Source organism: Rhizobium sp. 62_C5_N11_2, assembly GCF_051811185.1.
Classification (GTDB): Bacteria; Pseudomonadota; Alphaproteobacteria; order Rhizobiales; family Rhizobiaceae; genus Rhizobium; species Rhizobium leguminosarum.
In genome coordinates this window covers 3,649,286-3,675,596 of the sequence record NZ_JBPWPW010000001.1, presented here as the reverse complement: position 1 = coordinate 3,675,596, position 26,311 = coordinate 3,649,286, and the positions used below count along the sequence as shown (strand labels likewise).

Annotated in this window: 17 protein-coding genes and 2 pseudogenes; 13 read left to right on the top strand and 6 right to left on the bottom strand. The window is 57.7% G+C overall.

Translation table 11 applies throughout. The annotated features are described in order from the left end of the window. Positions 1-353 precede the first annotated feature (353 nt). The 3 genes from AB8B31_RS18235 (at position 354) to AB8B31_RS18225 (ending at position 2,699) form a co-directional block, all read left to right on the top strand. Positions 354-1,589 (top strand): tyrosine-type recombinase/integrase, encoded by a 1,236-nt coding sequence (locus AB8B31_RS18235; RefSeq protein WP_131703333.1) that lies wholly within the window; start codon positions 354-356, stop codon positions 1,587-1,589. A 153-nt stretch (positions 1,590-1,742) separates the two neighbouring features. Next, positions 1,743-2,318, top strand: coding sequence for a hypothetical protein (locus AB8B31_RS18230; protein WP_131703332.1), 576 nt, complete (start codon positions 1,743-1,745; stop codon positions 2,316-2,318). 9 nt (positions 2,319-2,327) lie between these two features. After that, positions 2,328-2,699, top strand: a complete 372-nt coding sequence (locus tag AB8B31_RS18225; protein WP_131703331.1) for a DUF3768 domain-containing protein — start codon at positions 2,328-2,330, stop codon at positions 2,697-2,699. Positions 2,700-2,704: 5 nt separating this feature from the next. On the opposite strand, the gene AB8B31_RS18220 is transcribed toward AB8B31_RS18225, so the two are convergent. Beyond that, positions 2,705-2,971: a helix-turn-helix domain-containing protein gene (locus AB8B31_RS18220; RefSeq protein ID WP_131703330.1), complete on the bottom strand. Its 267-nt coding sequence runs from the start codon at positions 2,969-2,971 to the stop codon at positions 2,705-2,707. 108 nt (positions 2,972-3,079) lie between these two features. On the opposite strand from AB8B31_RS18220, the gene AB8B31_RS18215 reads away from it, so the two are divergent. The 8 genes and pseudogenes from AB8B31_RS18215 to tnpC form a co-directional block, all read left to right on the top strand. Continuing rightward, positions 3,080-3,421 (top strand): hypothetical protein, encoded by a 342-nt coding sequence (locus AB8B31_RS18215; RefSeq protein WP_131703329.1) that lies wholly within the window; start codon positions 3,080-3,082, stop codon positions 3,419-3,421. Then, positions 3,418-4,566, top strand: a complete 1,149-nt coding sequence (locus AB8B31_RS18210; protein ID WP_131703328.1) for a hypothetical protein — start codon at positions 3,418-3,420, stop codon at positions 4,564-4,566. Before AB8B31_RS18215 ends, AB8B31_RS18210 begins: the two co-directional genes overlap by 4 nt. A gap of 3,031 nt (positions 4,567-7,597) precedes the next feature. Next, positions 7,598-13,966 carry a hypothetical protein gene (locus AB8B31_RS18205; RefSeq protein ID WP_245515252.1) on the top strand — a complete coding sequence of 2,123 codons (6,369 nt, stop codon included), beginning with the start codon at positions 7,598-7,600 and terminating at the stop codon, positions 13,964-13,966. A 105-nt stretch (positions 13,967-14,071) separates the two neighbouring features. Further along, the gene (locus AB8B31_RS18200) at positions 14,072-16,243 is read left to right on the top strand and encodes a type I secretion system permease/ATPase (protein ID WP_439007524.1); all 2,172 of its coding nucleotides are present in this window, start codon (positions 14,072-14,074) and stop codon (positions 16,241-16,243) included. Beyond that, positions 16,240-17,715: an HlyD family type I secretion periplasmic adaptor subunit gene (locus tag AB8B31_RS18195; protein ID WP_131703325.1), complete on the top strand. Its 1,476-nt coding sequence runs from the start codon at positions 16,240-16,242 to the stop codon at positions 17,713-17,715. Before AB8B31_RS18200 ends, AB8B31_RS18195 begins: the two co-directional genes overlap by 4 nt. Positions 17,716-17,826: 111 nt before the next feature. Continuing rightward, complete coding sequence (tnpA, locus tag AB8B31_RS18190) at positions 17,827-18,237, top strand: IS66-like element accessory protein TnpA (protein WP_018241647.1); 411 nt, start codon at positions 17,827-17,829, stop codon at positions 18,235-18,237. Further along, entirely contained in the window at positions 18,234-18,581 is a 348-nt protein-coding gene (tnpB, locus tag AB8B31_RS18185) for an IS66 family insertion sequence element accessory protein TnpB (RefSeq protein WP_018241646.1), read from the top strand. The genes tnpA and tnpB overlap by 4 nt, the downstream gene beginning before the upstream one ends. Positions 18,582-18,626: 45 nt before the next feature. Next, positions 18,627-20,147: pseudogene (tnpC, locus tag AB8B31_RS18180) on the top strand (IS66 family transposase); the annotation flags it as partial. A 140-nt stretch (positions 20,148-20,287) separates the two neighbouring features. Here the strand turns inward: tnpC and AB8B31_RS18175 are convergent. The 3 genes from AB8B31_RS18175 to AB8B31_RS18165 are packed head-to-tail and all read right to left on the bottom strand — an operon-like array spanning position 20,288 to position 23,447. After that, positions 20,288-21,289 (bottom strand): tyrosine-type recombinase/integrase, encoded by a 1,002-nt coding sequence (locus AB8B31_RS18175; protein WP_096772358.1) that lies wholly within the window; start codon positions 21,287-21,289, stop codon positions 20,288-20,290. Continuing rightward, the gene (locus AB8B31_RS18170) at positions 21,286-22,209 is read right to left on the bottom strand and encodes a tyrosine-type recombinase/integrase (RefSeq protein WP_086083856.1); all 924 of its coding nucleotides are present in this window, start codon (positions 22,207-22,209) and stop codon (positions 21,286-21,288) included. Before AB8B31_RS18170 ends, AB8B31_RS18175 begins: the two co-directional genes overlap by 4 nt. Further along, positions 22,206-23,447 (bottom strand): site-specific integrase, encoded by a 1,242-nt coding sequence (locus AB8B31_RS18165; protein WP_096772357.1) that lies wholly within the window; start codon positions 23,445-23,447, stop codon positions 22,206-22,208. Before AB8B31_RS18165 ends, AB8B31_RS18170 begins: the two co-directional genes overlap by 4 nt. Before the next feature lie 124 nt (positions 23,448-23,571). Here AB8B31_RS18165 and AB8B31_RS18160 point away from each other — a divergent pair. After that, positions 23,572-23,712: pseudogene (locus AB8B31_RS18160) on the top strand (transposase domain-containing protein); the annotation flags it as partial. Beyond that, positions 23,670-23,804: a hypothetical protein gene (locus AB8B31_RS18155; protein ID WP_439007484.1), complete on the top strand. Its 135-nt coding sequence runs from the start codon at positions 23,670-23,672 to the stop codon at positions 23,802-23,804. The pseudogene AB8B31_RS18160 and the gene AB8B31_RS18155, both read left to right, overlap by 43 nt. A gap of 665 nt (positions 23,805-24,469) precedes the next feature. On the opposite strand, the gene AB8B31_RS18150 is transcribed toward AB8B31_RS18155, so the two are convergent. Together AB8B31_RS18150 and AB8B31_RS18145 are read right to left on the bottom strand one after the other, a co-directional pair. Further along, positions 24,470-25,156, bottom strand: coding sequence for an IS110 family transposase (locus AB8B31_RS18150; protein ID WP_439007523.1), 687 nt, complete (start codon positions 25,154-25,156; stop codon positions 24,470-24,472). 49 nt (positions 25,157-25,205) lie between these two features. Then, positions 25,206-26,285, bottom strand: coding sequence for a hypothetical protein (locus AB8B31_RS18145; protein WP_439007483.1), 1,080 nt, complete (start codon positions 26,283-26,285; stop codon positions 25,206-25,208). Positions 26,286-26,311: the final 26 nt, after the last annotated feature.

The window sequence follows — 26,311 nt, the reverse complement described above, 5'->3', positions numbered from 1 at the left end:
GGGGGCTATCCCACAGCCATTGAAATCCGGCCCCCGGATCATGGTCGCGGACCAATCACGTACAAGCCCTCGCTGCGCAAAGTGCTGGATCTCGATCGCGTGCCAGGTTCAGGAAACAGAAAATCCCCAAGGCGGGGATTTGTCAACGATGTCAGGGAGATCGGATGGTGGGCGTGACAGGGATTGAACCTGTGACCCCTACGATGTCAATGTAATGGTCTACGTTCCTTCAAGTTCTCGATTAGTCAAGAAAACGCAACGATGTCAACGATCGATTTACGATTTTCGTCGGCGATGAGTTGTGTACGTCCCGCTATTTCGCTTACTATGTGCTTACTGCAACGGGGTCGGATATGAAGCTGACGAAAAAGTTTGTCGAGGGTTTGGACGCGGAGGCGGCCGATAGATTTTACTGGGATGAAAGCCCGAAGGGTTTCGGAGTGAAAGTTACAGCAAAGGGAAAGAAGGTCTTTGTTGTTCAGACGCGTTTGAATGGTCGGACGAGGCGCGCTACGATCGGCGAGTTTGGGAGTCCTTGGTCCGTCGATCAAGCGCGCGAAGAGGCACTCAGCTTACTTTCTCAATTTGCGCGCGGGAAAGATCCGGTGCTTGAAAAGAAAGCGGCCCGGGTCAGAGGCATCACTATCCGGGAACTTTCTGAGCGATATTGGAACGAGGCTAATCATCACAAAAAGCCATCTACTCTTGATGTCGAGCGGGGGCTGATGAAACGACATATCCTGCCTCTTCTGGGAAATAAAGTTGTCGCTGACCTAACAACCTCTGATGTGCAGCTTTTCCATCAGCGAGTAGCGAAAGGCGACACTGCTGCAGATGAAAAAACGAAGGCGAGAGGGAGGGCGATTGTCAAAGGAGGGAGGGGAACATCAAATCGAACATTGGATTTGCTCTCTTCAATGCTGTCGTTTGCCGTCGCCGTGGATGTACGACCGGAAAATCCCGCGCGCAGTGTGAAAAAATTCAAACTGAAAACCCATGACCGACAATTGACGGAAGAAGAGCTTGGTCGGCTCGGTGAGGCTTTGGCAACTTTGGCGGCGGACGGCGTTAGTGAGTTCGCGATCGGCGCACTTCGTTTCCTGGCTCTAACGGGTTGCCGACGCGGGGAGGCCCTAAATCTACAATGGCCGTGGATCGACAAGAGAAACGGCATAGCTAAGCTCCCCGACAGCAAGACGGGTCAGAAGATCCTAGTTCTTGGCGAAGCTGCACTTTCTTTACTCGACACCATTCCCCGACGCACCGACAGCCCGCTTGTGTTTCCATCGTCAGCAGGAGGCAATATTCCGATCAGTATCCAGAAGATCTGGAGAAAGGCATGCAAAGCGGCGGCAATTTCAGATATTCGCCTTCACGATTTGAGGCACAATTTCGCGAGCGAAGCGGTGTCTTCTGGACAGAGCCTATATATCGTGGGGAAGCTACTCGGTCATAGTCAGCAGCAAACAACGCAGCGATATTCGCACCTTGCCGCAAATCCGGTAAAAGCAGCCGCGGATACCACTTCATCGTCGCTGGCACGGCAGATGCTTGGCAAGTTACCGCTGCAAAAACAACAGCCCGAATAAGCAGCTTCAAGAGCCATCAAAAGGTTGCTTCAAGCGATCAAATTCAACCTGGAATTGATTTTCTATAATTGTTCTGATATAACGTTAATGCGGGCCGAATTCACGGCTCGATCATGAGGGGCCTTGGGCCCCTCTTTAATTTCGGAGATCTGTATGACCGCGACTGCAACTGCCGCTAACGGTATTAGCCTGCCCCACCCCGTCATCATCCTCGGCCGTGACGACAACGGCAAAGCCCACGCGTCGTTCTTCCCGGCGACCAATGCCCAACCCGCATCCCGTGCCGCGAGCTTGATGGGAATGTTTTCGCTCAAGGTCGATAATGATGCTGTTCGCTCCCTGCTGCCGAAACTGCCGAAGGGAAAGCTGTTCGATAGCGGCAAGGCCTTCGTGCCGTTCGTGAAGCAGGACCTCTATAAGCAGATAGCCGCTCACCTGCCCGAGGCCGACCGGGCAAGGGCGGAAGAAGTCCGAGCCGCACCTGCTGATGTTTCGCAGCAGGGACATTCTGCGACTCCGAGCAACGTGCCGGATAACTGGTCGAAGATCCTCGTCGGCAGTTTGGTGCTCGCCACCGAGGATCCACTCGAAGGCTGGTTCGAAGCGACCGTCGTCGAGCTGAAGCCCGATAATGTTCTGCGGCTCCAGTGGCGGCACTACCTCGACCTACCGCCGTTCAACCGCAAGCTCGAAGACGTGGCGCTGCTGCATCCCACCATGAAGCTGTGAGGCCGGTCGATGCGGAGCCTCGCTATGACTTCATCAGCTCCTCAAGAGGCGGCCGTCGAAAGGACGGCCACCATTCGGGGCCTCAACGACGCTTTCAGGCGCAATCCAACCGCCGGTAGGATCGTCATAACCCCGGGGGTTGGCGCTCTCCCTCACGATCAACGATTGACCTTACTGAGGGCTGTCGTCGGCTTCACTGCTTTTGACGCCGGCAATGATCCTTACAATGAGCACGACTTCGGCGCGATCGAGCAGGATGGCGTCAGCTACTTCTGGAAGATCGATTACTTCGACCAGGACTACGAGATGGGGTCATCCGACCCCGCCAATCCGCACGTCACACGCCGCGTGCTGACGATCATGCGGGCGCATGAATACTGATGTGGTCAACCCGCCTTTGGCTTTCGCCCGGATCGCAGCGCAGCGGGTTTTGCCGCTGCGTCATCCACCTGCTGAAGCAAAGCCGAGACATGCACTTGGAGAACTCCCGCAAGAGCCTCAAGCGTCGAAACGGTGACGTTTTCTGCGCCGCGCTCGACGCGACCGACGTAAGAGCGGTCAATTTCGGCGGCCAACGCCAGCCGCTCCTGCGAAAGCCCCTTGGCTACCCGCAAGCGTCGCAAGTTCCAGCCAATGGTTTGTCGCGCGTCCATGGGGCAACAAAGCCATATTCACGGCTTGACAATCGACGGACTGACAGTCCCATATTATAGCAACTTCATCACGAGCTGGTGCGTCGTGAGTCTATCGAGAGGGAAATCATGAAAATAGCAGTCGGAATTATTGGCCTGTTCTTGGGCCTGCTCGTGCTGATGCAATCATGCGCGGTGACCGCAGGCAGTGGCCTGCTTCAGGACAAGGCAACAGGAGGTGCCGGCGCCATCGGCATGCTGGTAGGCCTGTTGTTCTTCATCGCCGGGGCTTTTTCGTTCGCCCTGCCACTCGTCGGCGCGATCATGTTCGCGTTGGCCGCTGCCTTCGCGTTCATTGCATCTACGTCGGGCAGCTTCTCCGACATAACGATCTGGGGCTTCATCGCCTTGGTACTGGCCGTGATGGCGTTCTTCACGTGGCGGTCCGCCAAGAAAAGGCTGATCGCATGATTGAGCTCAGAACAATCGGATTCGCGAGCTGCTTTGTGCTGTCGGTATGCCTGCCCACTGGGCAGGCTTTCTCTCAAGAGACAACCTATTATCAAGGGACGTCGTGGACGATCCAGATGGTGAAAGGCGCGGGCAACGCGTCTAGCGAACCTGCCTACTGCGAAGTTAAAACGACGTCTTTCGAGCCACGATCCGTCGCGATTCAATCCTCGCTGTCGAAAGAAGCAGGTATGTACCGAACGGTCATCAAACTTCGAAAGCTGGGATGGCAACTGCCGGTTGGAGCTAGCGCCAAGATCAAGATGGGAAACCTTGTCAGAGTCGTCGAGGGCAATCAGATCGTCGAGGGCCCGCCAATGACATTCAAGGTTGAAAGCACCGATTCGATGGCTTCGCTTATTGCCGACTATGAACCGAGTTGGCAGTTAGAAATGGCAAACGCAGTGCTCAACGGCATATTTGTTCGAACAAAATACGGCTCGACGCTGTGGTTCCGGTTTATCGACGGGAACGAACCACCATGGAATCCGGCCTCGGTTGAGAAATTCGAGCAGAAGATCTCCTTCAAAGCGTACGAACAATGCCTGTCCGACCTGAGTCAAATGGCGGCGGATACTGCCGGCGGCGGCAGCATGCCCTTGAGCAGCACGTCCCCCTTGAAACCATCAGGCAGGGTTGAAGGCGAGGCTTCTCCGGCGTCACCTACCGCCAACAGCCAAGCGACCGATGAGGCCGAAACTGTCGCCCCCTCCGCGCAATGGCGGTTCAGCGCTGAGGAGGAAGACTGGGGGGAAACCTGCTACGCGGAAACGCAGAAGGGTGACGTTAGGGTGGGTTTCATGGGCTCACCCGGCGAGCATCTCGTTGGTTTCGTCGAGGGCATCTTCAAGGGCGACACCAGAGCGACGTGGCACGTAGATGACAAGCCACCATATGTGTCCGACGGAAGCCAGAACGACTACTTCGGTTGGCACGATTTCGGTCAGTTGCCGGCAGACTTGCTTGAGCAAATGTCAGCGGGCAAGGAATTGGCCATAGCGGGCGCAAAGGGCGAGCGCGTTGTTGTCGGCCTTACCGGCGCCAACGAGGCTGTGTCCAAATTCAAGGCGTGCTTCAACAAGTCAGTGGCGGCCTCCGCTCGTTGACCAATTAAGCTACCAGTAGTCGCGGCACAAAATCGGCGTGAGCGAGTTTGCGATAGAATTTGCAAATGCAGGCCGAAGTAATACTGATGTCTATATCCGGAATAATTTAACGAAAGGCGCGCTGTGAGCGCATTTTAACCGACAATGACGACTATAGGCCTCACCACAACGTATATCGTTCCGCCGTTTCTATAGCGGTTAAGCTCATTTCGCGCTGTAAGATAACTCCAATCTCCATTTCGCTGCGCTGCATTTTATCGGAACACGTCTACTCTTCATCCTGAGACTATCTCTATAATATTTCCTTGTTGAAAAAGTTTCTTTTCGTTAAAAATTTCCCAACCGCCGATTGACTCGTTCAACCAAAGCTGGCTTTTTTTGGGAAATTGCAGGGGGATAAGTTAGATTTCTCGTTGAATGTTTTACAGAATGCGATCTAGCGAAGGCCGTTCGCCTTATACTCATGGCAAGTATAAAATGGAATAATGATCTGAAAGATAGGCTTTTCGAGGGGTACGATATGCCTGTGGCGGGTCAGATTGTTCATCATCGCGCGACGGCAGGCTCGAACACAACAGCGACCAATCGGCTGATGATGTCTGCTGGGGCTGGCCTGCCCGGTTTGATCGATTTGTTAAGTTGCTTGCATCGACCGGCGTTGCGTCTGACGCACTGACGGTTTGGCGAATGTGAGGTTGTGGAAGCGGGGAGCGGAAGATGTCAGACCAGAGTGAACCTAGCCGCTATGCCAGCGAGACCGTATTGTTACTTGGCAACTCTAGGCAAGTTTATTTGAAGATTAAATCAGAGCTTTGTGAAAATACACACGGTAGTAAATCAGTCGCACCTACAGGTGCAGAATGAAGTTTCCGTCTGGTAAATATCCATGGATAGTAATGTCCTTCGTACTTTGTATGCTAGCCATATATATATATGGAGAAACACTCCAGTCACATAAAAGTCCGGACGAACAGGCGAGGGATATATTGAAAAAATACCTTACTGAATCCGGAGAAGTCGATCGAATGCGTTTTGCGAATTGCTCCAGAATCGAAGTGTCAAAAACCGAGCGGCTTCCAAATGTGAGCTTCTATATTGGGTGCGAGGTTAAGGAGCCGCTTTCGGCAGACCCCATTGCTCTCTCAGTGGCGTTCGGTGTTCGCGGGCAGGTTGAATTTACGGATATGTCGAGAGGCGAGAAATAATGGGACCAGGTTCGAAAAGAAATCCTCAGACGAGTTTTGGACGACAAGACGCGCAGGTGCAGTGGCAAATCGGCAACGGAGCCACTGTCTACGTTGATATGTATTCACATATGACTCAGGGTGGAGGCTCGGTCTTCTCGGTCGGGAGCTTCGCGAGTTCGTTTGGTGTAGCTACTCGGGGTTTGCCGCCAGGTACGGTAGTCCATTTCGAAACGAATGCGAAGGCAGCAGCTGCGTCGGGAGCAAGTATTGCAAACGCGACATACAGCTATTATCCGAACACCGGCTTCCTAAGCGATCGTTCGTTTGTTTGGGGCAATACATCGGCTGGATTTCGCGGCGACGTGACAGCGCTTGGCAATGACCGGATAGCCGTCAAAGGAGAAATAAGACCGTTCAACGAACAGTTCGATTTCTCACACAATACTTGGAATCCGATGCTTGAAGCCATTCGAGCCGTCGGCTCCGTGTTGACTGGGCCAGGTACTCCGTACAAAATTGAGTTTGTTGGTACCGGAGTTCCTGTCTCTGGGACGTTTCAGCTCCATCAATTTGGTGCTTTCGACACCTATACTTTGGTTCCAGCAACCCCCAAGTGCTTCGCCGGCGCAACGCAAATTCGAATCAGCCGGACGGAGACCAAGCGAATCGACGAAATCCGTGTGGGCGACACAGTACTCGTCTTCGATCCAGCGGAATCTGGTGGCCGCGGCGACCTCGTCCTTCGGAGAGTGACGCGGATCTTCCGAAACGCGACAATGGAATGGATTCGGCTAAGCTGGCATGAGCACGGCCAACCACATGAACTCTTTTGCACTCCCGGTCACCATTTCCTAGACCGGTTTGGCACCTTCCCTCCGATCGAGCAAATGATCAACGCCGGTAAAGCTATGGTCGTTTTAGAATCGGGGCAATTGACCGAAGTTACGGCAGAGAGGATCGTCTATTCTGTAGAAACGTCGCACCTGTTTGAGCGAGCGATTGTTACAGGGATGAGCGCCGACAGCGCAGCACTTCAGCCTGTCGAAATCGAAGGATGGCAGACATACAACTTTGAAGTTGAAGACTTGCACACATATGTTGCGGGCGGCGTCAGGGTGCATAACATATCTGATCCAGCCGCCCACAACCAGATGGGCGTCGATGATTGGGGAAGCGTCGCCGTGGCATACAATGTGCCCGGCTACGGAAATCAGGTCTTCAACGGAGATGCGCTGGATCACTATTACAATTCCCTAGGCGGCGCGAACGGTTTTGCGGGGACAGCGATCGGCTGGGGTCTGACCGCGGCGGCTACGGCTAATTTCACCGGCGCCAGCGGCTTTCTAACTCAAGCGATCTTCGGCGTGGCTTACGCGGAAATGGCTGGAAAGTATAATACTCCAGATACTCAAAGATATCTTTCATATAGTGGCAATCAATACGTGCAAACTGTGGAGGCCGCTCACGGGAAGATATCTGAGCAAGGATTCTATGAATCTCTCGGTCCTGCCAGATATGGCGAAAAGCTCGGCTCCCCCGAACATATCGCCGATCGTGCTTTCGCGCGTGGCTACAGCTTTCTGGAAACGTATGCGTCTCTGGCCAAGGTTTCTATTTATTCCGATGGGCCCTATCAGGCCCTGGATAAGCACCGCGCCCTGAATGAGGCAAGATTATCCGGCTCGTCAGGCTCTTCCTCGTCCGGTAGCAGTTCTAAATCCAGTAAGGGTAACTTTTCTTCGAGCACTGGCAGTGACTACGGACCGAGCCCCAGCGGCAATTGGGGCTCCTCCTCGAGGCCGGTTCTTCTTGATTTGAGCGGCAATGGCTTAAGCGTCGAGACCTTGTCAGCCTCGTCCAAGTTCCTGGATCTCGATGGTGACGGCTACCAGCATCGCACCGCCTGGGCAGGTGCAGGCACCGGCGTCCTGATCATCGACGCGAATGGCGACGGCAAGATCAGCCAGTCAAACGAGTTCGCTTTCACCGAGTGGGATTCTTCTGCGACGAGCGACCTCGAGGCGCTGAAGCATATCTTCGACACCAACGGCAACGGCAAGCTCGACTCCGGCGATGCGCAATGGTCGATGTTCCGGGTGGAAGTGAATGGCCAACTGGTGACGCTTGACAGTCTCGGCATCACCTCGATCGACCTGACGCCGAAGGGCAGCGGCCAGACCTACGACGACGGCTCCGCCATCACCGGAACGACCATCTTCACCCGCGCCGATGGCACGACGGGCACGGTCGGCGACGCCAAGCTGGCGAATGAAGACGCTGCCTATATCGTCAAGCCAAGCAGCGTGACCAAGGCCGACAGCTCGGTCGAGAAGACGATCCTTGCCTACAATGCGGACGGCAGCCTTGCTTTCCGCAATATCGTGACGACAAGTGCCGATAGCAAAAGCGTCCAAACGCAGTTCGACGACGACGGCAACGGCACATTCGACCGTTCGCAGACCAATGTGCTGACTGTCGATGCCGCCGGCATCCAGACAAAGACCGTCTCCAACTTCAATGCCGACGGATCGCTTGCGGATCGCACCACGATGGTCACCAGCGCCGATCATCTGACGGTGACGACCACGGTTGACCAGGACGGCGACGGCATCCTCAACCAACGGCAGACCTACATCCAAAACGCCGATGGCTCGACCACGACCACCAGGGAGCAGCTCAGTGTCAACGGGACTCTCCTGACAAAGACGATGGTCGCTTCGTCCGCCGACGGCTTGGTAAAGACGACCAGCCTCGATCGCGACGGCAATGGGATCTACGACGATATCGTCACAGAGACCACAACGATCGCCGCGGATGGCACCCGCAACAAAACGACCGTCGATCGCAGCTCGAACAATACAGTCCTTTCCACTGCCTATACCTCCACCAGCGCCGACAACCGGACCATTTCCGTAGAGACCGATGCAGACGGCAACGGAAACGCGGAAACGCGGACGATCAATATCTCTACTGTCGCGGTATCTGGCGACGTGACGCTGCAAACGTCGACCTACAATACGGACGCGTCCTCTACCTTGCGCTCAAGAGCGACGACAGTCACCACCGCCAACGGACTGTCGAAGACCGTCACAAGCGACGTAAATGGCGATGGCATCATCGACTTCACCGACACCGATATTGCGGTGGTCGACGCCAACGGCAACCGCACGCAAACGGTCCAGCATCGCAGCAGCAACAATACGCTTCTATCCCAGACCGTCACGACGACCAGCGCTGACGGCAAGTCGATCACCATTGCCGAGGATGCGAATGGTGATGGTAAGAACGACAGCCTGACCACAATTCTGGTCGGCTCCGACGGAAAGACGACCAACACTGTTACGACGCTCAATGCCGACTCCTCGACGGTCAGCAAGACCGTCACCTCCGCGACGGCGGACGGCTCGTCGAAAACGACGGGCACTGATGCAAATGGCGATAACGTCAACGAACTCGTGGTGGATGACGTCATCACCACTGAGGCCAATGGTAGCCGCACCGAAACGGTAACGTCGAAGAATGCCAATGGCGCGACGATCGCCACGACGATCACCAACACATCGGCCGACAGCCTGACCCAGATCGTCAAGACCGATGCAGATGGTAATGGTGTCTTCGAGGAGACGACGACCGATATAATCGTTCTCGACGGTGCCGGCAAGCGCACGGAAACGGTGACGAACAGGAGCGCCAACGGAACACTTAACGCCCAATCCGTTACCGAAGTCAGCGCCGATCGCCGGACCACCACGGTCACGACGGATGCCGATGGCGACGGCAAGATCGATACACGCCAGATCAAGGTCGTTGCAGTGGACGGCTCGACCACGACCACGGAAACGGCTTACACCCCTAATGACACCGTCACCGGTACGACTATGAGCATCGTCACCGTCAGCGGTAACGGCCTGACGACGACCACCTCCGTCGATCTCAATCGCGATAGTGTCGTTGACCGGGTCACGACCGACCAGACCGTGCTGAATGCCGACGGCAGCAAGACCCAGGCGATTTCTCTGGAGAGCGGCAACGCCACGCTTCTCGACAAGAAAACCATCGTCACCACCGGCAACGGCGTGTCGATCACCACGAGCGAGGATCTCAACGGCGACGGCGTCGTCGATACCAAGACGACGGACGTTACGACATTTGACACCTACGGCAAGCAATTCCAGACCGTTTCTGATTTCCAGGGAACGACCCTCGTCGGAACAACCAAGGTTACCACCTATCTCGACGGTCTCTCCGGCCAGACCGATTACGATCTGGATGGCGACGGCACGGTCGATAAAACCTCGTCGTGGAACAAAGCGCTGCCCGATACCGCCGGATCGGTCATCACGACCGAAACGGTCAGGGCATCCGACGCCGCCGCGACGCTGATCTCCCAGAAGATCACCACGGTCAGCGCCGATCAGAAAACCACGACGATCAGCTCCAAGATCAACAGCGACACGGTTGTCGATCGTCTGGAAACGATAACCATCGCCGCCACTGGAGTGCAGACTGACGAAATCAAGCAGTATAATGCTGCTGCCGCGCTAGAAAGCCAGGCGGTCGTCACCACCTCCGATGACGGGCTGTCGAAGACCTCGAGTTCCGACCTCGATGGCAACGGCATTTTTGAACTCGTCACCACCGATGTCACGGTGCTGAATGCCGACGGCAGCCGCACGGAGACGGTCTCGAAGAAGGGTATCGGCGATGCGCTGATCTCCCGCACAACAGCCAATGTCAGCGCCAGCGGTTTGAGCAAGACGACGAGCTGGGCCGATACCAGCGGCAATGTGGTTCGCTCCATGAGCGACGTCACCGCCCTCAATGCCGATGGCGGTACGACGGAGACGCTGTCCTACTTCAAGGCTGGCGGAGCGCTCGAAAGCAAGACCGTCACCGCGGTCGCGGCACATCAGCTCTCCACCACTGTAACCATCGATGTCGACGGCGATAACAACGTCGACAAGAAGTCGGTCACAACAAAGCAGGCTGACGGGTCGACTCTCCAGATGCTGAGCGACTTCGGCGCCAATGCCGTGCTGAAGGATACGAAGAAGGTCACGACCTCTGCCGACGGCCTGACGCAGACCATCGAATACGACACCGACGGCAATGCTACGGTCGACAAGAAGACGACCAGCACCACGGCTTTGAATGCTAATGGCAGCAGGACGATCACGACGAAGGATATCGTCGGCAGCGTTACCAAGACTATCACGGTGACGGATGTTTCCGGCGATGGTCTGACCGTGTCCACCAAGTGGGATACGACAGGCACCGGCAACGGCGCGACGTTCGACAAGAGCCGGACCGACGTCACGGTTCTGAACGCCGACGGTTCAAAGACGCAGACGATTAGCAACCTGACCGGCACGACGCTGACCGGCCGCACTCTTGTCACCACCAGTGCCAACGGCTTGTCGGTCACCACCCAGATCGATCCGACCGGCGCCGGCTCCTACAGCCAGACGGGGACCGATGTTACGCTCTTGAATGCCAATGGCACCAAGACGAGGACGGTGGAAAGCAAGAAGGCCGATGGTTCGCTGATCTCCAAGACCACCACCACGATCAGCGCGAACGGCCTGATCATAACATCCAGCCAGGAGCGTCCCGGCTTTGGCAGCCAGACGGAGATCGACACGACCACGGTGTTGGCGGACGGCGCTGTCCGCGAGAGCGTCGAGACGAAGGACAGCGCCGGCGCCTTGATCGGCAAGATTGTCACCCTCACCAGCGCCGACAAGCTGACCGTCACGATCGACCGTGACGGCAACGGCGACGGCATCGTCGACCAGCGCCAGGAGACAGTCACCGCCAATTCCGGCATCCAGACATCGGTCACCACCAACTTCAAGGCCGATGGAACGGTCAAGGACAAGTCGACTGTCGTCGTATCCGCCGACGGCCGCCTGACGACGACCACCTGGGATCTCGACGGCAATGGCACGATCGATCGTCAGCGGGTGACGAATTTTACCGCCAATGCCGACGGAAGCAGCACGACCGTCATCTCGGATACTGATCTTCCGGCCGGCACGCTGGCCGCGAAGACGACAATCCAGACTTCTGCCGATGGCAGGGTGAAGACGACGTCGAAGGATATCAATGGCGACGGAACGCCCGACCAGAACCAAACCGTCACGATCGATTCTACGGGCGCCTCGGTCTCCGTTGTCACCAACAACGCGACGGCGCGATTGGTTTCCAACCTGACGCCGGGTGGTGTCTATTGGACCCAGGCGATCGCCGCGAAGATCGAGACGACCACTTCAGCGGATGGCCGCACCAAGATCGCCAAATACGACTACGACGGCAATGGTGTCTACGAGACCGTCATGCAGTCGACGATCCAAGTCGACGGCTCCATCGTCACGGCGGTAACCGAAACCAACGCCAGTGGCACGGTGACGGCCAAGGGCACGATCTCGACGAGCGCCGATGGCCTGATCACCAAGCTGTCGAAGGATGCTGGCAATAACGGCACCATCGATCATACTGAGACGGCGGTGACGCATGCCGACGGCTCGATCACCCTGACCAAGGTCGATCTCAACGCCAGCGGAGCAATGACGCAGACGACCACTAATATCGTCACCGCCCTCGGCTCGCTTGTCTCCAGCCTCACGACGGACCCGGCTGGCCACAGGACCGCTGAGACCATCGTCGCGGCCGACGGAAGCTCTGTGACGACGACCTATGACGGGGCAAGCGGCCAGCAGCTGAGTGTGGCTAACGCGACCAAGGCCGGACTGCTGGCCAGCTCCACGCTTTATGACCCGCTCAATACGAAGGCATGGACAAGGGTCGAGCAGCAATACGACGCCGCCGGCAGGAAGACGCTGGAAACACAGTTCAACGACGACGGAACTCGGATCGAGTTCCGCTACGATGTCGCCAACTCAGGGACATGGTCGCAGGAGCAGTGGAACTACAATGCAGCCGGACAGCGCACGCTTAGAATAGAAAGCAACGACAATGGGACGAAGAGGGTTTACACCTATGACGTCGCCAACGCCTCATGGTCGACCATCATGCAAACTTATGATGCTGGAGACAGGCTGATTGCGGTCGATCAAACCAATGACGACAGTACACGTTATACCATTAACTACGATCCCACCAATGTCGCGGAGTGGTCCAGCGTTGAATATTTCTACGACTCAAGTGCTCGACTCTTCCGTCAGAACATCAATTACGACAATGGCACCAAACGCTTGTTTTTCTGGGATGTGACGAATTCTCAGCCGTGGGCTTCCTATAACATCATCCAAAACAGCGCCGGACAGACACTGGAGCAGAACAATTACTACGATGATGGCCGCAGGGACGAGTACACCTATGACCTCGGCAATAACTACACGTGGTCATATCAAGTCAATACAACTAACGCTTCCACTAACGTCATGTTGCGGAACTTCGTCCTGTGGGACGATACGAGCAAATCGACGTATACCTATTATGATTACGGTACAGGCGAGCCCTGGGTAACGGCGAGGATCAACTATAAGAACAACGTCCTCGATAACAGACATGATGTAAATGATGATGGTGGCTGGACGGACTACGAGTATAATTCCGGTGCCGGCGGCGCTTTGCAGTGGTGGCGTCGGTATAATTCGAGTGGCAATCAGATAGCATCTTATTCTGCTAATTCACCAGTTCTCCTCGACCTGGATGGCGACAGCCACATCGACCTTCGTCCTCTTGACTCGCTTGCCACATCGGTGGGCTACGATTGGGATGGCGATGGTGTGGCTGATGAAACAGCCTGGGTTGGCCCTCAGGACGGCTTCCTGGCAATCGATCTCGGTGCCGACGGAACGGCTGGTGCCGATGGGCAGATCGACCAGGCGCGGGAGCTGGCGTTCAGTCTTTGGAACGACGGTGCGACCTCCGACCTTGACGGCCTCCGCCTTGCCTTCGATACCAACCACGACAACGTCCTCGACCTGAACGACGATCGTTGGAGCGAGTTCAGGGTCTGGTGCGATCTCAACCAGAACGGAGTCAGCGACGCCGGTGAACTGCAGACGATGACGGACGCCGGCATCCGATTGATCAACCTGATGCCGACAAGCGATGGGGCGCAAGCCTTTACCGATGGCTCGATGATCACCGGCACCAGCTCTTATCAGAGCCTCGACGGTAGCCAGCATCTGGTCGGTGACGCGGTTCTTATCTCGCGGCCCACTCGGACGGCCAATGTCGCATAACAACAAGATCCTCCGCCTCATGCCGGTGCCTCATGGCGCCGGCATATCCGCCTTTCGTTGATCCCGCACATGGTAGACATTCAGACAGCACCCGACCGTGATGCGATGGCGGCGGAGGATAATGGCGAACGAAGCGCCGTACCCGACGCAGCAATCGCCGACAGCGGACTGGCGGCGATCTCCGCTGTTGCCGGTTATTTCAGGATCGCATCGCGTCCGGAAACGCTGAGCCGCGAGCTTGCGCTGACCGCACCGGCAGCGCGCGATGATTTGCTGCGGGCGGCCAAGATCATCGGCCTGAAGGCGCGCATCGTCCGTGCGGACAAGATCGCGCGGCTGGCGACACTTCCGGCGCCGGCGCTTGCCTCGTTGAAGGACGGCACTTTCGCCGTCTTTGCCGGCGTGGCTGCCGAGGGGCGATATCGGCTGATCAACCCCATCGATTTTTCAGCCCGCAATGTCGAGGCGGACGAACTACTGGCGCTGACCTCGGGCGAATTCATCCTCGTCCAGCGCCGTTTCGCCGGTCCCGGCGCCTCGCAGCAGAATTTCGGCTTCCGCTGGTTCCTGCCGGCGATCTGGCGCTATCGACGGGCCTTCGGCCATGTGCTGATCGCCTCCCTCGTCATCCAGATCTTCGCGCTGGTGACGCCGCTGTTCTTCCAGGTCGTCGTCGACAAGGTGCTGGCGCACCGCAGCTATTCGACCCTGATCGTCCTCGTCGTCGGCCTTGCCGCCGTCGGGCTCTTCGACGTCGTGCTGCAGTATCTCAGAACCTATGCGCTGTCGCACACGACCAACCGCATCGATGTCGAGCTCGGCCGCCGCCTGTTCCGGCATCTGTTGAACCTGCCGCTCAGCTATTTCGAAACACGCGCCACAGGCCAGACCGTCGCAAGGATTCGCGAGCTCGAAACCATCCGCAATTTCCTGACCGGTCAGGGCCTGTTCTCCGGCCTCGACCTGATCTTCACCATCATCTTCATCTTCGTGCTGTTTTCCTATTCCTCGAAGCTCGCCTGGATCGTCGTCGCCTCGATCCCCTTTTACATGGCGATCGGATTTCTGATCCGCCCCTTCCTCAAGGAGCGGATCGACGAGAAGTTCGAGCGTGGCGCCTTCAGCCAGCAGCTGCTCGTCGAGACCGTGGTCGGCATTCAGACCCTGAAGGCATCGGCGGTCGAGCCGGTGGTCTCCTCGCAATGGGAGGAGCGGCTGGCCGCCTATGTGCGCTCATCATTCCTGGCGACCATGCTGGCGGCGAAGGGGCAGAATGCCATTCAGTACGTCAACAAGATCACCTCCGCCGCCCTGCTTCTCTTCGGCGCACAGGCGGTCATCGATGGCGAATTGAGCGTCGGGGCACTGGTCGCCTTCAATATGATCGCCGGACAGGTCTCGCAGCCGATCCTGCGCCTGTCGCAGCTCTGGCAGAATTTCCAGCAGGTGCAGGTCTCGATCGCCAGGCTCTCGGATATTCTGAATGCCCCGCAGGAGCCGCGTCCGAGCGTTGCCGTCAGTCTGCCGCCGCCGAAGGGGGCGATCGGCTTCAAGGCGGTGAACTTCCGCTATTCTCCTGATGGCCAGGACGTGCTCAAGGACATCAATTTTTCGATCCGGCCGGGCGAAGTGATCGGCATCGTCGGCCCCTCCGGCTCCGGTAAGTCGACGCTGACCAAGCTGGTGCAGCGCTTCTATATCCCGAACAACGGCCAGGTCTTCGTCGACGGACAGGATATCGCCCAGGTCGACCCGGCCTGGCTGCGGTCGAATATCGGCGTGGTGCTTCAGGAAAACATGCTGTTCAACCGGACGATCCACGACAATATCTGCATGGTCAATCCGGCCATGTCTCGGGCCGCCGCCATTCAGATGGCGCGACTCTCAGGCGCCGACGAGTTCATCGCCAAACTACCGCGCGGCTACGACACGCTGATCGAAGAGCGCGGCGCCAATCTTTCCGGCGGCCAAAGGCAGCGTCTGGCTATCGCACGCGCCCTTGCCACCAATCCGCCGATCCTCATCCTCGATGAAGCGACGAGCGCGCTCGACTATGAGAGCGAGCGCATCATCCTCGGCAATATGCGCGAGATCGTCCGCGGCCGCACCGTCATCATCATCGCCCATCGCCTGGCGACCGTGCGGCATTGCAACCGGATCATCGGCATGAAGGACGGACGCATCGTCGAAGAAGGAACACACGAGACGCTGCTTGCCCGTCCGAACGGCCTCTATGCCCATCTGTGGCAATTGCAGACGGGACCAATCCAGTCATGAACCAGGCCGTCCAGTCTCCCCGGCTTCCACCGAAGCCACAGAAGCGATTGCAGGTGGACAACGAGTTCCTGCCGGCCGCACTCGAGATTCTCGAGACGCCGGCGTCACCGATCCGCACGGCGCTGATCTGGTTCATTTGCCTGCTCACCGCCGGCGCGCTGGCATGGAGCTATATCGGCACGTTCGATATTGTCGCGACAGCGCAGGGCAAGATCCAGCCGACCGGCCGCGTCAAGGTCATCCAATCGATCGAAATCGGAAAGACGATCGCGGTCCCTGTCTCGAACGGCGCCAAGGTGGAAGCCGGAGATATTCTCGTCGAGCTTGATCCGACCGAAGCCCGGGTCGAAGTCAACACGCTATCCACCAGCCTCGCGGCACTGCGGGCCGAGGTCACGAGGCGCGGTGCGGCATTGGCTGAGGTTAACGCTTGGCAGCGTGGCGATCTTTGGAGCGGAACGCGAAGGATTGAGATCGTCCCGGAATTCCCTGAATCCATACCAGCGGAGATCCGCACGCGCGAGGCGCTGCTCTACACGTCCGATCTCGAGCAGCTCGCATCGACACTCGACAGTCTCGCGGCTCAGCGCAATCAGCAGTTCGCCGCGCTGACGAGATATACCGAGATGGTCGCCGCCCAGCAGGCGCTGGTGGCAACGCTTGCGGAGCGTGTTGCCATGCGCTCGAACCTCGTCGATCTCAGCGCCGGATCGAGATCAGGCGTCATCGATGCCGTCGAGATCAAGCAGAAGGAAGAGGCAACGCTTGCCGAACAGATCGGTCAGCGGGCGGAGGCGGAGACTGCGATCATTACGGCAGCGAGTGAAGGCCTGAAAGCCATCAAGACCTTCGTCGCCGACAACGCTGAGAAGCAGGCGGCAGCATCCCGAGAGATCGACGAGAAGGAACAGCAACTGGTCAAGGCGGCCAAACGGCTTGAGTCGATGACGATCAAAAGCCCGATCAACGGCATCGTCCAGACATCGGCCATCACCACCGTCGGTCAGGTGGTGACCGCGGGCGCCGAACTGATGCGGATCGTCCCGGATGACGCCTCTCTAGAGATCGAAGCTTATCTGCCGAACCGCGACATCGGCTTCGTCTCACCCGGACAGCCTGCCGTCATCAAGGTCGAAGCCTTTCCCTTCACTCGCTATGGCATCCTCAACGGCAAGGTTACCCGTGTCGCGACCGATGCCATTCCGGAACCGGATGCGCAGCAGCTCGAAGGCCAACCGACAAAGGAGCTGCAGAGCGTGATCCCGATCGGCAATGCGCAACGTGTCCAGAACCTGGTCTTTCCGATCACCATCGAGCCGGATACGGCGGGCATCGACATCGACGGAACACGCGTTGCGCTTTCACCGGGCATGTCCGTCACCGTCGAGGTCAAGACTGGCAGCCGGCGCATCCTTGAATATCTCTATTCGCCGCTAGCTGAAGTTGCATCCGAGGCGATGCAGGAGCGATAGTCGCGGAGCTATGACATGGCACCCGGGACTTCCGTAAGCCCACGGTGAAAGCCGTCTTGCGATGACGGGCTACTGACTGGCAGTCCTAGTGGTAACGCTAGGAGTAGTCATATGACGAAGCATCCAATTGAGGTGATCACGTCCGTAGAGCGCCGTCGGCGCTGGTCACGCGAGGACAAAGAGCGCCTCGTCGCTGCCTGCTTTGAGCCGGACGCGGTTATCTCTGAGATTGCTCGCGCGGCCGGTATCCATGTCAGCCAGTTGTTCCGTTGGCGCAAGGAGCTGTGCCGGATCGAGGAGCTGAAGACCGAGACGGCAACCACGTTGGTGCCGGTGATCGTGTCCGAGACCGCGCCGGCAGTCTCTCCCGTTCAAACGGAACCGCCCACCACATCCCATCCTCGTCGCAAACGCAGCGATGTAACGATTGAGCTGGGTCGGGGCAGACGCGTACGCGTGGATAGCGATATCGACACGGAAGCGCTTGGGCGCATTCTCGATTGCGTGCTGGGTCGTCGATGATCCCGGTCCCTACTGGTGTAAAGGTCTGGCTGGCGACAGGCCATACGGACATGCGAAAGGGCTTTCCGGGTCTATCGTTGATGGTGCAGGAGGCGCTGAAGCGTGACCCGATGTGTGGGCACCTGTTCGTATTCCGCGGCCGCGGTGGCGGTCTGATCAAGGTGATCTGGCATGACGGCCAGGGAGCCTGTCTGTTTACAAAGAAGTTAGAACGGGGACGCTTCATCTGGCCCTCGGCAGCCGATGGCACGGTGGTGATCACGCCCGCGCAGCTCGGTTATTTACTGGAAGGCATCGACTGGCGGATGCCGCAAAAGACCTGGCGGCCGACGTCGGCCGGATAAGCAAAAACACTGGAATGACAGGGTCGAATATGATTCCATCCTGTCATGAGCAATGCGACCGAAGAGCTTCCGGACGACCTTACCAGTGCGCTTGCACTGCTGGCCAAGGAACGTGCTCGGCGTGTTGCAGCCGAGGCTGAAGCAGCAACTGCCAAGGCAGAAGCCGCCAGTGCAAAGGCACTCGTATCACATTCCGAGGCGCTGATCGCGCGGCTGAAGCTGGAGATCGACAAGGTTCGCCGCGAACTCTACGGCAGCCGGTCCGAGCGTAAGGCGCGGCTCCTTGAGCAGATGGAGCTGCAGCTCGAGGAGCTAGAAGCAAATGCCGGTGAAGATGAACTGGTCGCGGAGATCGCAGCCAAAGCTTCAGCCGTCAAAGCCTTTGAGCGCAAGCGTCCTTCACGCAAACCCTTTCCAGAACACCTGCCGCGCGAGCGCATCGTCATCGCTGCTCCCACGAATTGCGCCTGCTGCGGGTCGACCAAACTGTCGAAACTCGGTGAGGATATCACCGAGACCCTGGAGGTCGTCCCGCGCCAGTGGAAGGTTATCCAGACGGTGCGGGAGAAGTTTACCTGCCGCGAGTGTGAGAAGATCACCCAGACACCAGCACCCTTCCATGTGACGCCCCGCGGTTTTGCCGGGCCGAACCTGCTGGCGATGATCCTGTTTGAGAAGTTCGCCCAGCACCAGCCGCTCAATCGCCAAAGCGAACGCTATGCCCGCGAGGGCATCGACCTCAGCTTATCGACATTGGCCGACCAGGTCGGAGCATGCGCCGCGGCTTTGAAGCCTATCCATTCACTGATCGAAGCGCACGTTCTGGCCGCCGGGCGGCTTCATGGCGACGACACGACAGTGCCGATCTTGGCGAGGGGAAAGACCGATACCGGTCGCATATGGACCTATGTCCGGGATGACCGACCATTCGGCGGGCTCTCACCGCCGGCCGCGCTGTATTATGCATCGCGGGACCGGCGACAGGAGCATCCGGAACGCCATCTGAAGACCTTCACCGGCATTCTGCAGGCGGATGCCTATGGCGGCTATAATCCGCTGTTCAAGGTTGATCGCGATCCAAATCCGCTAAGGCAGGCGTTTTGCTGGTCACATTCGAGACGTAAGTTCTTCGTGCTCGCCGACATCGCGGCGAATGCCAAGCGTGGAAAGAACGCTGCGCCGATCTCGCCCATGGCGCTGGAAGCCGTCAAACGGATCGACGCCCTGTTCGATATCGAGCGGGATATAAACGGGCTTGCCGCCGGTCAACGCCTGGACCGACGCCGCAGAGACAGCCTGCCGCTCGTCGACGATCTCCAGGCTTGGCTTCAAACCGAGCGTGCAAAACTGTCGCGCAGTTCTCCGGTCGCAGAGGCGATCGACTACATGCTCAAGCGTTGGGATGGCTTCACGTCATTCCTGGACGACGGCAGGATTTGCCTGACCAACAATGCCGCCGAGCGCGCGCTCAGAGGCTTCGCACTTGGCAGGAAATCATGGCTATTCGCCGGATCGGATCGTGGCGCTGACCGTGCCGCCTTCATGGCTACGCTGATCATGACCGCCTTATGCCGCGCGCGGCATAAGCTCGTTTATGCCGACCGGCGAACTATGCCGAGTGCGTCTTCTGGCAGGAACGGCAAACCGTGCGTTCCGAGCCAGTTTGGCGGGTCGCCGTTGTTTGGCACTCGGCATAGTTCTCATGCTCAGAGGGTGTTCAGGAATTCCAGAAGCCGGTCGCTTGGTCGAAATCGCTCGGCCTTGGCGCCTTCGTACGGCTTCAGCTTTGCGAGTGCAGATTCCTTCAGTTCGAGATGCGCATGAAGATAGGTCAACGTCGTTTCCATCGCTTCATGGCCCAACCACAGGGCAATGACGGAGCAGTCGACGCCCGCCTGCAGCAACTCCATGGCAGCAGAGTGCCGCAAGACATGGGGCGACACCCGCTTTGAGCGAAGGGAGACGCAGTGCTCACGTGCTTTGGCGACATATTTGTTCAGCAGTGCCTGCACGCCGTCGGCGCTGAGCCTGCCACCGTGCGTATTCGGAAAGAGGGCTGTTGAGCCTCGCTTCCCTGGTTCCTTGAGCCAATAACGGAGGGCTTGCTGTGCAACCTTTGTGAGCGGCGTACTTCGCTCTTTGCGGCCCTTGCCGATGCATTGCACATGCGCACCGCGGCCGAGCATTACCGAATCTCGGTCAAGGTCGATGATCTCCGAGACCCGCAGCCCCGTTTGGGCGGCCAGTAACAGCAGAGTGTAGTCGCGGCGTCCCAGCCACGTGCTTCGATCCGTGCAGTCCAGGATCGCTTCAATCTCGGGCCTAGTTAGAAACTGAAGCTGCCGCTTGTCACATCGCTTGCTGGGGATCGCGAGCACACGCTGAATGTGGGCGCTATGTGCCGGCTCCTCGAACGCCGCATATCGGAAGAAAGAGCGGATGGCTGTAAGGCGGAGATTCCGGGTCCGCACCGAGGCGGATCTCTTCGTCTCAAGATCCTCCAGGAATGCGCCGATGAAGGGAGCGTCCAAATCCCGCAGCGTCAACTCCGATGGGGATCTCCCAAGGCGCGTCTGTGCGAACGCAAACAGGAGCCTGAAGGTGTCGCGATAGGAGGCGATGGTGTTAGAACTTACACCTCGATGCTTCATGAGCCGATCTGTGAACCACCGCTCGATCAGCACGGCCAGGTCTTTCGTGCGTCTCATGACCGTACCTCCCAGCGCTTATTCAATCGCCGTACGGCATGGTTCATCAGTTCCGGCGTGGCGGACAGATACCAATAGGTGTCGCGAACATTCGCATGGCCGAGGAAGGTCGAGAGAACCGGCAGCTCGCGTTCCACATCTTCGCCGGCGCGATGCCAGTTGATCAGGGTCTGGACGGCGAAACGGTGACGAAGATCATGAATCCGTGGGCCATCTCGTTTCCCCTCCTGCCGTAATCCGATTTGCCGAGATAGTCGCCAGAACACGCGGTGCACGTATTGATGCAGCAATCTGCCGCCCTGTTCGGCGACGAAGAAATAGGGACTACGCGGCGTACCAAGGTGTGCATCGCGTCGGGCGGCATAGCCTGAAAGGACAGCAATTGTCGTGGCATGCAGCGGCACCAGCCGTGACTTGCCAAACTTTGTCTCTCGGATGGTGAGGACGCCCTGGTCGAGATCTACATCGGCCCGGAGCAGGCTGAGCGCTTCGGAATGGCGCAGTCCGGCGACCGCTATCAGCCCGAACAGGCAGTGATATGTCCAGCGCCGCAGGGCGTTGGCCGGCGGCAACGACAGTGCTGCCGCCAGAAGTGCCTGAATCTCGACCTCACTATAGATGTAGGGTTTTGTCCGCCGTGCCGGCGCCACAGCGTCGCTCGGTGGCACTTCCGTCAAAGGATCGAAATGACTGAGGTGCTGGGCAAAGCAGCGCACATCAGCCAGTCGGATTGACCAACTCGGCTGCCGGCCCATCGAGGTGACCCACTCCATTGCCAGGTCCGCCGTGATGGTCTCGGCGCCGCGGGCTTCCATGAAAGCGACGAACTCCGACAATCGTTTTGCCGGACCGTCATATTTGTATCCCAGCCCTTGGCGCATGCCGATGTAGCGCTCAAGCGCGGTGCGAAGCCGGCTCATTGGACACCTCCCGGCCAGGGTAGGCTCAGTTCCCGCAGCTTCTCAATATCGAGCTTTGCATAGATTCTTGTACTGTCGATGCTTCGATGGCGGAGCAGTTGACCGATCTCGGCAAAGCTGGCGCCCGACCGCAAAAGGTCGGTCGCAAGGCTGTGGCGGAAAAGATGGGCACCGTGATGCGCATAGCCGTCAATGCCTGCCCGTTCGAGTGCCTGCTTCGCGATCATCGTGATGGCGCAGCCGGAGGCAAAGCCCACATGCGGCGCAAGTGTTCGCAAGAAGACTCGCCGACATGCCGAAGCTGGGCGCCCATGCCGGATATAAGCGACGATCGCTGTTCCGACGTCGTGACGCAGCGGCATAGTCGCTTGTCGTCGTCCCTTTCCGTGTACGAGGATCGTGCCCGACTGCCAGTCGATATCGTCAAGATTGAGGGTGGCCACTTCGCTGGCGCGCAAACCGAGCTTGGCGAGGATCATCAGAACCGCATAGTCCCGACGACCCATTGCCGTCGTCCGATCGCAGGCATCGAGAACCTTCTGGACTTTCTCGGGCGGCAGGAAGGTTGGAAGGCCGGCAAGTCGCCAGCGGCGGATGGACGGCACACAGTCAGCGAGCGGCGTCGAGATGAAGCCCTTCAGATGCAAATAGCGCAGGAAAGCACGCACAACCCCGCACATGGCTTTGCCACTGTCGGCGGAACCGTCGAGCGCATGTCGCTCGACATAACCGATAACGATCTCCGGGGTGAGCGCTGCAAACTCGTCTGCGCCGAAAGGACACACCTCCCGGAGAAATCGAAGCGACAGAAGCTTGTGGCTCCCCACTGTCGCGGCGGCGAGCCCTCTCTCATTCGAGAGATATTGCCCGAATACATCGACGATCATCTCGTGCTCACTGCGCTGAATCGGAAGCGCGGCTGGTATTAAGCCTTTCTCCCGTAACGCCAAAAGCAAGCGGCGGAGCGCCGATCGATCGCCCGAGTCGGGCTTCCAGTGTTTGAAACGATGCTCAAGAAAGCGGTCGGCGTGAACCTCATTCAAATCCTGCGGAGCATGTCCATTGCCAACATGCCAGTCCATCAGATCCCGAAACAGGCTCAGCGACCGCCACGTGCATTGCCGCCCCAAACCTTCGTTCGACATTTTGGCGGCGTAAACGCCCGCAAACTCCCGATACGGACCGTAGACCAGCTTCCGGTATAGGGCGCTGCGATTCAAATAGTCAGTTGCGTTCATGTGTCCTCTCCTTCGCGACAATTGCGACGGAGAGACCCTAAGCTATGCCGACTAGGCGGCCGCTATGGTGCTGGAAACGTTGGCAAAAAGTTGATTAATCGGCATAGTTCGCCGGTCGGCATAAACGGCAAAGCTCAACGACATTGATCCGCAGGCGTGGCTTGCCGACATCCTCGCCCGCATAGCCGACACTCCGATCACCAGGTTGGAGCAACTGCTTCCATGGAACTGGACACCTCCGACCATCGACGCTCAAGCGGCGTGACCAGCGGCCTTCACCGTATGCTTACGGACTTCCATCAACACGCCGCCTTTCATTACCGTTTTAAAGATGAATGCCTCAGCACCGATTTTTGAGATGTGTAACCTCGAACTTTAGACCCAGGGCAACCTTGTCACAAATCGCCGATGTCAACATCGATGTGACATTGCATGCTATAACGTTGCCGATGTCGCAACTGGCTATACCACGGCGTGACGTGCCGTGGCTGCATTCAAACTGACATGCACCAGACGAGTTTATCGCCGATTGAAAGGGAGCAGTGGTTTCGTCGAGGGCGTATTCAAGGGCGACACCGGAGCAACGTGGCACTAGATGAAAAGCCTGCCTATGTGTCCGACGGAAGCCAGAGCGACTACTTCGGTTGGCACGATTTCGATCAGTTGCCTACAGATTTGCTTGAGCAAATGCTAGCTCGTTATTCTCATTGAAATCCTCACACAACACATAAATCACAAAAGGAGGCCTAACCGGGAGCGGGCCGCTCAGCGTAAAACTGAACGACCCGCGGTGCAGGGTTTGGATCGAGCGGCCATAGCAGTGTTCCAAACGCATACCCCGCCTAGTCGCCTGTTTAAGGCGCTGGTCCATGTGCGAAGCGGGAAGTAGGCGGCAAAGTGGTTCCGCGCACTCTAGTCGGTGCGGATTTTGTCCCGGCCTGTCCTACTTCATACTTATCACGCGTGCCGCTTATACCGTCCTGCACCTATTGATGTTGCTTAGGAATGGGCTTGGCTGGAAGTCAAGCTCCCGCTCGTTCACCCGGCGCTTCACAGCTTCCGCCCTTGGTGAGCAACGCCCAGACAATCCTTGCGGTCTTGTTCGCTACTGCGATTGCCGCCACTTTGAGCGGACGCCCATCCATAAGCCTTCGCAGCCACGTCCATGGCGTTCCACGTCTGCGAGCGGCAATGAGGACCGACACCGCTCCCAGGTAAAGAAGGGAGCGCAGCTCGGGGTTTCCCATCTTAGAAATGCGCCCAGATCGCAGTCTTCCACCGCTTGAATTGAGCTTCGGCGTGAGACCGAGCCATGCTGAAAAGTGGCGAGCGGATTTGAATGCGGCAGGATCAGGCACGTAGGCCTTTATGGTCGATGCCGTCAGGGTTCCGATACCGGGAATAGCTGTCAGGCGCCGTATATCCTTGTCCTTCTTCGCTTCTGATGCGATCTGTCTATCAATGCGCTCAATACGCGATGTGAGCACCTCAATCTCCGCGATGATCTCACCAAGTACGGAGCGCGCGCCCGGAGGAATGCGAGTATCGCCCTCCTTTGGAAGCGCGGCCGCCAGTTTGCTGACGTTGGGGATACCGCGATCTGCAACGAGGCCGAATTCGGTCAAATGGCCGCGAAGAGCGTTGATCGCATTTGCTCTTTGGCGGACAAAGAATACCCGCGTCCGCAAAACCATAGCTGCGGCTTGTATCGAGAATGCGGCGGTATCTGTCAGGTCGCGATTCTCTTTTTAGAGTTTGCTATTGAAGCCGGTCCAGGTTGAGCTGCAGGCTCTGACGCAGCGCACCGGAGACTTGCGAGCTGGAAAGTATCTCGCTCAGCGTTTTTTTCTGGGTCGACAGGATGGCCTCGATCGCCGAGGGAGCGGCAGGATAAGCCGCCGCGGCACCCTGCGCATCCTGAGGTGACAATACCAGATTCTCCGTCTTTGTGTAGCACGGGCTGTTCTCCCCAGCGGAGAACATCGAAGCGTCGAAGAAATATTTCATGATCGATATCCTATCAAAAGTGCCGACGAGATAGGCAGATGAAACAGCGATCGAGCGGAGATTGTTGTCGACCTTCCATTTGGGCCAGTAGTTCGCATACCCGCCAAGATAGGTGTAGAGACCCGGCCGTCGGTTGTTGCTGTCATTGATGAACCAGCCTTGAGCATTCTTCGTAGGGATATAGCCAGGATCGTCTTCGAACCGAAAATCGCAGCCACCCGTCGGATTTTGATGCTCGTGCTGAAAACCCAGCGCGTGACCGAACTCGTGGAGAGAAACCGCCTTCCAGTCGGGCGGAAGTGACTTGTCGAAAGAATCCAGATTCAATGATGCCTCCCCAGGGTTGCCGCCTGCTAGATTGCGGTCGATGCTGTTTCTCCCGACATGAGACCAATAGCCTCCCTGAGCGCCCGACTGAAATGCGACACGTATTTCAGCGACATAGGAGTTGTCGGCGGGCGTCCAACGTAAGTAGTTGCCCGATGCATCTTTGAACTGCAAGCGAAGGTTAGCTCGACCAGGCTTTGTCCATTCCGATGCCTCGACGGCCAACTGGTCCAGAAGCGCATCATCACCGCCGTTGAACGCAATCTTAACGATGGACCCCGGTTCCCATCGATTTAGAGATGGCACGATCAGGTAAAATGGCTGAGCATGAACGTTCTGAATTGCGACAGACAGCTGTTTTTCCTTCACTTCCAGTGCAGCTGCGATCGCGTCTGGATAGCTCTCCAGGCGATAGGGCCGAGGCGCGATCTCATCCGCTGCTACGGGCAGCGTGCTGCCGGCAAGAATAACAAATAAGGCATTGACGGCTTGAGACACCTGCATGTTAAGACCTCCTATCGTGTTGATTT

What these genes read in the sequence shown, in the direction of transcription:
- AB8B31_RS18225 (WP_131703331.1), top strand. Translation starts at nt 2,328, where the DNA reads ATGCGGAGCCTCGCTATGACTTCATCAGCTCCTCAAGAGGCGGCCGTC.
- AB8B31_RS18235 (WP_131703333.1), top strand. Translation starts at nt 354, where the DNA reads ATGAAGCTGACGAAAAAGTTTGTCGAGGGTTTGGACGCGGAGGCGGCC.
- AB8B31_RS18155 (WP_439007484.1), top strand. Translation starts at nt 23,670, where the DNA reads ATGGAACTGGACACCTCCGACCATCGACGCTCAAGCGGCGTGACCAGC.
- AB8B31_RS18210 (WP_131703328.1), top strand. Translation starts at nt 3,418, where the DNA reads ATGATTGAGCTCAGAACAATCGGATTCGCGAGCTGCTTTGTGCTGTCG.
- AB8B31_RS18165 (WP_096772357.1), bottom strand. Translation starts at nt 23,447, where the DNA reads ATGAACGCAACTGACTATTTGAATCGCAGCGCCCTATACCGGAAGCTG.
- AB8B31_RS18195 (WP_131703325.1), top strand. Translation starts at nt 16,240, where the DNA reads ATGAACCAGGCCGTCCAGTCTCCCCGGCTTCCACCGAAGCCACAGAAG.
- tnpB (WP_018241646.1), top strand. Translation starts at nt 18,234, where the DNA reads ATGATCCCGGTCCCTACTGGTGTAAAGGTCTGGCTGGCGACAGGCCAT.
- AB8B31_RS18145 (WP_439007483.1), bottom strand. Translation starts at nt 26,285, where the DNA reads ATGCAGGTGTCTCAAGCCGTCAATGCCTTATTTGTTATTCTTGCCGGC.
- AB8B31_RS18220 (WP_131703330.1), bottom strand. Translation starts at nt 2,971, where the DNA reads ATGGACGCGCGACAAACCATTGGCTGGAACTTGCGACGCTTGCGGGTA.
- AB8B31_RS18200 (WP_439007524.1), top strand. Translation starts at nt 14,072, where the DNA reads ATGGCGGCGGAGGATAATGGCGAACGAAGCGCCGTACCCGACGCAGCA.
- AB8B31_RS18175 (WP_096772358.1), bottom strand. Translation starts at nt 21,289, where the DNA reads ATGAGACGCACGAAAGACCTGGCCGTGCTGATCGAGCGGTGGTTCACA.
- tnpA (WP_018241647.1), top strand. Translation starts at nt 17,827, where the DNA reads ATGACGAAGCATCCAATTGAGGTGATCACGTCCGTAGAGCGCCGTCGG.
- AB8B31_RS18215 (WP_131703329.1), top strand. Translation starts at nt 3,080, where the DNA reads ATGAAAATAGCAGTCGGAATTATTGGCCTGTTCTTGGGCCTGCTCGTG.
- AB8B31_RS18170 (WP_086083856.1), bottom strand. Translation starts at nt 22,209, where the DNA reads ATGAGCCGGCTTCGCACCGCGCTTGAGCGCTACATCGGCATGCGCCAA.
- AB8B31_RS18230 (WP_131703332.1), top strand. Translation starts at nt 1,743, where the DNA reads ATGACCGCGACTGCAACTGCCGCTAACGGTATTAGCCTGCCCCACCCC.